The 6,766-nt window shown below is 63.3% G+C and carries 9 protein-coding genes; 4 read left to right on the top strand and 5 right to left on the bottom strand.

All coding sequences use genetic code 11. From position 1 onward, the window contains the following. The first annotated feature begins 278 nt into the window (after positions 1-278). The gene (locus tag EOA27_RS16090; protein ID WP_126082648.1) at positions 279-1,205 is read left to right on the top strand and encodes a LysR family transcriptional regulator; all 927 of its coding nucleotides are present in this window, start codon (positions 279-281) and stop codon (positions 1,203-1,205) included. Positions 1,206-1,259: 54 nt separating this feature from the next. Here EOA27_RS16090 and tsf read toward each other — a convergent pair whose 3' ends face one another. The 5 genes from tsf to EOA27_RS16115 all read right to left on the bottom strand — a co-directional run bounded on the left by tsf (position 1,260) and on the right by EOA27_RS16115 (position 5,058). After that, positions 1,260-2,180 carry a translation elongation factor Ts gene (tsf, locus tag EOA27_RS16095; protein ID WP_040987261.1) on the bottom strand — a complete coding sequence of 307 codons (921 nt, stop codon included), beginning with the start codon at positions 2,178-2,180 and terminating at the stop codon, positions 1,260-1,262. A gap of 121 nt (positions 2,181-2,301) precedes the next feature. Continuing rightward, positions 2,302-3,081, bottom strand: coding sequence for a 30S ribosomal protein S2 (gene rpsB, locus EOA27_RS16100; RefSeq protein WP_126082647.1), 780 nt, complete (start codon positions 3,079-3,081; stop codon positions 2,302-2,304). Between the two features lie 176 nt (positions 3,082-3,257). Beyond that, a complete protein-coding gene (locus tag EOA27_RS16105; RefSeq protein WP_126082646.1) occupies positions 3,258-3,869 on the bottom strand; it encodes a LysE family translocator in 612 nt (203 codons plus the stop codon). After that, a complete protein-coding gene (locus EOA27_RS16110) occupies positions 3,866-4,144 on the bottom strand; it encodes a DUF4031 domain-containing protein (protein ID WP_126060741.1) in 279 nt (92 codons plus the stop codon). Before EOA27_RS16110 ends, EOA27_RS16105 begins: the two co-directional genes overlap by 4 nt. Before the next feature lie 83 nt (positions 4,145-4,227). Beyond that, on the bottom strand, positions 4,228-5,058 hold the full coding sequence (locus EOA27_RS16115; RefSeq protein WP_126082645.1) for a cell envelope integrity EipB family protein: 831 nt from the start codon (positions 5,056-5,058) through the stop codon (positions 4,228-4,230). Between the two features lie 139 nt (positions 5,059-5,197). On the opposite strand from EOA27_RS16115, the gene EOA27_RS16120 reads away from it, so the two are divergent. From EOA27_RS16120 to EOA27_RS16130, 3 genes are all read left to right on the top strand, one after another. Continuing rightward, the gene (locus EOA27_RS16120) at positions 5,198-5,662 is read left to right on the top strand and encodes a RidA family protein (RefSeq protein ID WP_126082644.1); all 465 of its coding nucleotides are present in this window, start codon (positions 5,198-5,200) and stop codon (positions 5,660-5,662) included. Positions 5,663-5,670: 8 nt separating this feature from the next. Continuing rightward, positions 5,671-6,399, top strand: coding sequence for a glycerophosphodiester phosphodiesterase (locus EOA27_RS16125; protein WP_126083804.1), 729 nt, complete (start codon positions 5,671-5,673; stop codon positions 6,397-6,399). A gap of 55 nt (positions 6,400-6,454) precedes the next feature. After that, positions 6,455-6,766, top strand: a 312-nt coding sequence (locus EOA27_RS16130) for a peptidogalycan biosysnthesis protein (RefSeq protein ID WP_189562040.1), incomplete at its 3' end; no start/stop codon positions are given.

Consider the following 6,766-nt stretch of genomic DNA (forward strand, 5'->3'; position numbering starts at 1 on the left):
AGCTCCCAGTCCTGCGCATCCACCGCGCGGTCGATGGCGTCGGCGATGCGGATCACCGCGCGCTCGTCGGCAAGCGCCTGCCAACCGGTCGCCTCGGCTCCACCGGCATCGACCGGCGCCAATGCCATGCCAGCCGCAAAGGTTACATGTCTCAACGCATTCATTTCGTCTCTCCTTGAGGCATCAGCCCGCCGCCGATGTGTTGATGCCAATATGGGCTGGCTTGAGAGCACGATAAGATTGCATTGTTCGCAAAGACTATGCGATATCATTCATGAATGGATCGCGATCTGCTCACGCATCTGCCGGTCATCGTCGCCGTGGCGCGGCGCGGCGGCTTTGCGCTTGCCGCGGCCGAACTCGGGATGAGTCCATCCGCCGTGAGCCATGCGGTGCGGCTCGTGGAAGAGCGCGTCGGCCAGCCGCTCTTCGCCCGCACAACGCGCAGCGTCTCGCTGACCGAGGCCGGCAAGGCGCTGGTGGAGACGGCGGGCCCTGCCCTGCAGGACATCGCCGAACGGATGGACCGGATCCGCGGCGTGAAGGGAAGGCCGGCCGGCCTGCTCAGGATCAATGCCTCCAACATAGCGATCCCCCTGGCGGTGACGCCGGTGGTCGCGGCGATGGCCGAACGCTACCCCGATGTGACGGTCGAGATCGTTGCCGACCAAGGACTTATCGATATCGTCGGCGAAGGTTTTGATGCCGGCGTCCGGCTGGGCGAGATGATCGCGCAGGACATGGTCACCGTCAGGATGACGCCGCCGTTCAAAGCCGTCATCGTCGCCTCGCCCACCTATGTCGGAAAGCATGGCCGCCCGCGCGCCGTGGCCGATCTCGCCGATCACAACTGCATCGGCTACCGGCTGGTTCGGTCCGGCGCGCTGTACCGCTGGGACCTGAATGACAACGACAAGGATGTCGTTGTCGAGACACGCGGCACGGCCATCGTCACGGATTCGCTTGGCGCCATCGATCTGGCGCTGGCCGGCGTCGGGCTCGCCTACGTTTTCGAGCCGCTGGTGCGCGCCGACCTTGCAGCCGGCCGCCTCGTCCAGATCCTGCCGGATACGGCGATCGAGGAGCCGGGCCTCTTCCTCTATTTTCCGCGCCGCGCGTCGATGGCGCCGAAGCTCAGGGCCTTTATCGACATCGCACAAGAAATCGGCCGAGCATCCATGCGGACACCCGGCCGAGTTGCCTGAGCTCGTGAGCTCTTCACCTTAAGGGAAACGCGATGCGCTCCCCTTGGATCGGAGCTATTTCTTGACCGCTGCCGCGACTTCCGCCGCGAAATCGGTCGTTTCCTTCTCGATGCCCTCGCCCAGCGCGTAACGCAGATAGGCGGTGATCTTCGCCGGAGCGCCGATCTCCTTCTCGGCATCCTTCAGCGCCTTCTCGACGGTGATGTCGGGATTGAGCACGAAGGCCTGCTTCAAAAGCACGACCTCTTCATAGAACTTGCGCAGGCGACCCTCGACCATCTTCTCGATGATGGCTTCCGGCTTGCCCGACTGGCGCGCCTGATCGGAGAAGATCGCCTTCTCGCGCTCGACGAGCGCCGGGTCGACTTCCTCGGCGGTCAGCGCGACCGGGTTGCTGGCGGCGACATGCATCGCGACCTGGCGGGCAAAGGCGTTGGCGGCATGCTCGTTGCCGGTGGTCTCGATGGCCACCAGCACGCCGAGCTTGCCGAGACCGTCGGCAACCGCGTTATGGACATAGGTCGCCACCACGCCATGCGGTACGGTGAGCTTGGCCGAACGGCGGAAACCCATGTTCTCGCCGATGGTGCCGACAGCGTCCTTGATGGTGTCGGTGACCGACTTGTCGGAGCCCGGATACTTCGCGGCGGCGACCGCCTCCGTCGTGCCATAGGCGAGCGCGACCTTGGCGACGTTGGCGACGATCTCCTGGAAGGCAGCATTGCGGGCAACGAAGTCGGTCTCGGAATTGACCTCGACGACCGCAGCTTCACGCACGCCGGCATCGACACCGATCAGGCCCTCGGCGGCGGTGCGCCCGGCCTTCTTGTCGGCCTTCGAGATACCCTTCTTGCGCAGCCAGTCGACGGCCGCTTCCATATCGCCGTTGGTCTCGTTCAACGCCGCCTTGCAGTCCATCATGCCCGCGCCGGTCAAGTCGCGGAGTTCTTTGACCTGTGCAGCCGAAATCGTCATTGTCGCCTCTTTGTTTCAAATGCGCCGACGCACCAACCGGGACTCGGGTGATGCGCTCGGCAAAAGCGCTTTAGCGCGCCAACTTATTGGAAAGATGAAGGCCGGGTTCCGGCCTTCGATATCAAGCTTCCGGAGCTTCGCTGGCCGGAGCGTCAAGCGCCGGCTCGACCGGAGCCTCGGCCGAAGCGCCGATGTCGACGCCGAGCGCGCCCTGCTGGCGGGCGATGCCGTCGATGGCAGCCTTGGCGATCAGGTCGCAATAGAGCTGGATGGCGCGGGCCGCGTCGTCATTGCCGGGGATCGGGAAGTCGATCTTGTCCGGATCGCAGTTCGAATCGATGATGGCCACGACCGGAATGCCCAGGCGCTTGGCCTCGAGGATGGCGATCGCTTCCTTGTTGGTGTCGATGACGAACATCAGGTCCGGCGTCGAGCCCATGTCCTTGATGCCGCCGAGAGCCTTGTTGAGCTTCTCGCGTTCGCGGTCGAGGTTCAGTCGCTCCTTCTTGGTGAGGCCCTGGGCCTCGCCGGCCAGCGTCTCGTCGAGCTTGCGCAGGCGCTGGATCGAATTCGAGATCGTCTTCCAGTTGGTGAGCATGCCGCCCAGCCAGCGGGAGTTGACATAGTACTGGGCCGAACGCTGCGCGGCGTCGGCGACAATGTCGGAGGCCTGGCGCTTGGTGCCGACGAACAGCACGCGGCCGCCCTTGGCGACGGTGTCGGACACCTGCTTCAAGGCCTGGTTCAACAGCGGCACCGTCTGCGACAGGTCGATGATGTGGATATTGTTGCGGGCGCCATAGATGTAGGGCGCCATCTTCGGGTTCCAGCGATGGGTCTGGTGGCCGAAGTGAACACCAGCTTCCAAAAGCTGGCGCATGCTGAAATCTGGCAGAGCCATTCTTTAGTTCCTTTCCGGTTGGCCTCCACGGACACAGGCATTTCGGACGGAATGTCCTGATGCCACCGGAGGTTTCAGCCGGATTTCTCCCGGGCAGACACCAAAGTCCGTGTGTGGAATGAGCGCGGATATAGAGGGGAAGTCCCTTGAACGCAAGCCGTGCATCGCCGCGCGGCTCAACGTGCGGCAATCAGCGCACCGGTGCCGATCATCGCGCCGCCGGCGAACCTGTTCATCAGGCGCATGCGCCTCGGGGTGTCGAACCAACCGGCTGCCCGGCCGGCCATCGCGGCGTAGATGCCCATGGTGATGACATTGACGCTGATCACGACGAGCACCACCAGCAGGCCATCGGCGAAGGTCATGGTATCGAGGTTCAGGATCAGTGGCATGATGGAGGCGTGGAACAGGATCGCCTTCGGATTGCCGAGCGCAATGGAAGCGCCGAGAACGAAGGACCGCGACAGCCGCGCCTGCGACTGAGGAGATTCGTCCCGTTGTTTGGCGGCGGCTCGCCACATCCTGATCCCGAGAAAGACGAGGTAAGCGGCGCCCGCGTATTTCAGCAAAAGAAAAATCCATTCGAAGGTCTGGGCAATGGCCACCAGTCCGAGCAGCGCCAGGGTGACCAGCACGGCGTCGCCCGCGGCGACGCCCACGCCGGTGATGAACGCCCGGCCGAAGCCGCGCGACAAACCGTTAGTAATGACCGCGAACATCGCCGGCCCAGGCGTGGCGGCTGCCAATGTGATTGCGACGCAATATGCCAGGAACGCCGTCACCGTCATCGTCTCACCTTCCCATTCGGCACTCGCACACGGCGGAAGACCGCCACGATCTCCTCGCGGCTGCATTCGACGGCCCCGAGCCGCACCGCGCGGTCGCGCTCTAAGCCGGTTATATCGTAGTGCGGCGCCGACGTCTTGGGCGGCCCCTGGTAGGACGAGCGTTTGATGCCGAGTTCGGCAGCGAAGCGATGCAGTTCATCGACCTCATCGGCAAGGAGATGGCACCAGCGGTGGCCGGCCCATTTCCAGATCGCCGCATCGACATAGACAGCCATCAGCCTCGCCGCACTCCTTCAGCCCGACACATGGCGAGTTGAAGCCAGACGTGCAAGCGCGATCGCCTATCGTCGGGGCGCTGCTATTTCGAAGCCGGGCAGGGCTTGGTCTGGTCGAACAGCGACAGGTTCACCAGCTTGCCGGTCATCGAGAAGTCGCCATAGTCCATGACGAGGTCGCGGGTGATGCCGTTCTCGTGCAGCTTGAAGCTGATACGGTACTCCGGCACCTCTTCGCCGCTTTTGTCGGTATCGTCGAAATAGGCGATGTCGACCGGCCAGTATTTGTCCGAGGCGAGCTTGGCCAGCGCCGGCGCTTCCGGATCCGCCTTGTCGGATTCGGTCTTCTTGCCGACGATGACGGTGGTGCTCATCACCTTGTTGGCGTCCTCGGAGCCGTCGAACAGATTGGTCTGGTAGAAATTCTCGCCATTTTCAGCCTTGCCGATCAGCTCGACCAGATGCTGGGTCGGAAACTGTGTGGCCGCAAGCTCGAGGCTGCTCTTCTCGGGCTTGTCGATATCGACCTTGAGGCCCTTCGCTTCCCGCGTGGCCACCCCCTTCACCTCCTTGTCGAGGTTCTGGTCGACAAAGGATTTCGTCACGAAGGAAAAGGTCTTGCCTTCGGCATCCTCGAAAGTCGTCGTCTGCTGGTCGGTGAGCCTGGTGTTGTCGTTGGTGACGATCTGAGTGACGAAACGGAACTTGACCGTGTAACCCTCGCAGGCGGAGCCGTTGAACTCATAGACCATGCGGCCGGTGATGCCAGTGATGCCCGAACGATCGGAGGCCTTGTTGAGTGTCAGATCGTAGACCGCGCGATGCGCCTGCAGCGCGGGCACCGCAAGGGCCGGCGCCATTGGGAACGCTGCCGAAAGACAGGCGGCGGCGAGAAAAAGGCGCGTTGCGCGCATACGTTGCTCCGATCGTCGCGGCCGCGAGACAGGCCGCAGGGAAAGATGGTCCAGCTTAAAAAAAGTCGTGGCGGAAGCGAGGCAAAAATAGCAATTTCGGCCCGGCCAACGCGGCGCCTTCCAGCAATAGGGAAAACCAATGAGCGAAACAATCGAAAAGCGGCTAAGCGATCTTGGCGTGGCCATTCCGGCCGCCGCCGCGCCCGCCGCCAACTATGTGCCCTATTGCCGGACCGGCAACATGCTCTTCACCGCCGGCCAGCTGCCGCTGAAGGACGGCAAGCTGCAGGCAAGCGGGCTGCTCGGCCGCGACATCGACACCGCCGCCGGCAAGGAAGGCGCGAAATTCTGCGCCATCAACATCCTGGCGCAGGCCAAGGCGGCGCTCGGTGATCTCGAGAGGATCCGGCGCGTGGTCAAGATCACTGTCTTCGTCGCCTCCGCTCCTGATTTCGTCGAGCAGCATCTTGTTGCCAACGGCGCCTCCGACTTCCTGGTCGCGGCACTCGGCGAGCGTGGCAAGCACGCCCGATCCGCCGTCGGCACCGCCTCGCTGCCGCTCAACGCCGCGGTCGAAATCGAAGCGATCTTCGAAGTCGAGTGATGCCCAACATGACCGATCTCTCCTGGCTGATTGCCCGCCCCGTCGCGCATCGCGGCTTTCACGACATGAACAAGACCCGCTGGGAGAACACGCTGTCGGCCTTCGCCGCGGCGGCCGAACGCGGCTATGCCATCGAATGCGACGTGCATCTCTCGTCGGATGGCGTCCCGGTGATCATCCATGACGGCGACCTGAAGCGCCTGACTGGCGAGGACGGCTTCATCTGGCAACGCACCGCAGCCGAACTGGCGACGCTCAGGATCGGCGGCACCAAGGACCATGTGCCGACGCTGCAGGAAGCGCTCGACCTGATCGACGGCCGCGTGCCGCTGGTGGTCGAGCTGAAAGGCGTTCCCGGCCATGACGCGGGCCTGGTGGCAGCCGTCGGCCGGCTGCTCAAGCGCTACAAGGGCAAGGTGGCCATCATGTCGTTCGATCACTGGCTGATCCGCGACTTCGCCAGGGACGCGCCGGGCATCCCCGGTGGGCTGACCGCCTATGGCAAGGACAACCAGCTGATCGAGGCGCATTTCGCCATGCTCGCGCATGACCTCGCCTTCACCTCCTACGCCGCCGGCGACCTGCCGAACCCTTTCGTCAGCTTCGTGCGTGAAAAGCTGAAGATGCCCGTTATCACCTGGACCGTGCATGACCAGCCGGCGGTCGACCTCACCTTCAAATATGCCGACCAGATGACCTTCGAGGGTTTCGAACCCGGCCTGGTAAGAGTCGCTTGAGCCGGGTGCCTCAAACGTGACTTGTAGCTGCCCCGGCGAAGCTTAAATAAGCCCCATGGATCAAGGCGACGACGATGATGGACGGGCAGCGAACGCGGATTATGCGATCCGCGTCGCGGCAGGCATCGGCGCGTTCACATGCGAGGAATGGGACGGCTTTGCCGGGACCACGCGCGGCGATAAAGAAAACGGCTACAACCCGCTGGTTTCATTCGCTTTTCTGAGCGCCTTGGAAGATTCCGGCTGCGCTGTTCGGCGCACCGGCTGGCAAGGTCATCACCTTAGACTTGAAACCGCGCAAGGCGGGCTTCTCGGCGCTGTCCCTTGTTATCTCAAATCGCACAGCCAGGGGGAATATGTCTTCGAC

The sequence above is a fragment of the Mesorhizobium sp. M2A.F.Ca.ET.037.01.1.1 genome (genome assembly GCF_003998075.1).
Lineage (GTDB): Bacteria > Pseudomonadota > Alphaproteobacteria > Rhizobiales > Rhizobiaceae > Mesorhizobium.

Coding starts and splice junctions, on each gene's coding strand:
- rpsB (WP_126082647.1), bottom strand. CDS start 3,081: ATGGCTCTGCCAGATTTCAGCATGCGCCAGCTTTTGGAAGCTGGTGTT.
- EOA27_RS16125 (WP_126083804.1), top strand. CDS start 5,671: ATGACCGATCTCTCCTGGCTGATTGCCCGCCCCGTCGCGCATCGCGGC.
- EOA27_RS16105 (WP_126082646.1), bottom strand. CDS start 3,869: ATGACGGTGACGGCGTTCCTGGCATATTGCGTCGCAATCACATTGGCA.
- EOA27_RS16090 (WP_126082648.1), top strand. CDS start 279: ATGGATCGCGATCTGCTCACGCATCTGCCGGTCATCGTCGCCGTGGCG.
- EOA27_RS16120 (WP_126082644.1), top strand. CDS start 5,198: ATGAGCGAAACAATCGAAAAGCGGCTAAGCGATCTTGGCGTGGCCATT.
- EOA27_RS16110 (WP_126060741.1), bottom strand. CDS start 4,144: ATGGCTGTCTATGTCGATGCGGCGATCTGGAAATGGGCCGGCCACCGC.
- tsf (WP_040987261.1), bottom strand. CDS start 2,180: ATGACGATTTCGGCTGCACAGGTCAAAGAACTCCGCGACTTGACCGGC.
- EOA27_RS16115 (WP_126082645.1), bottom strand. CDS start 5,058: ATGCGCGCAACGCGCCTTTTTCTCGCCGCCGCCTGTCTTTCGGCAGCG.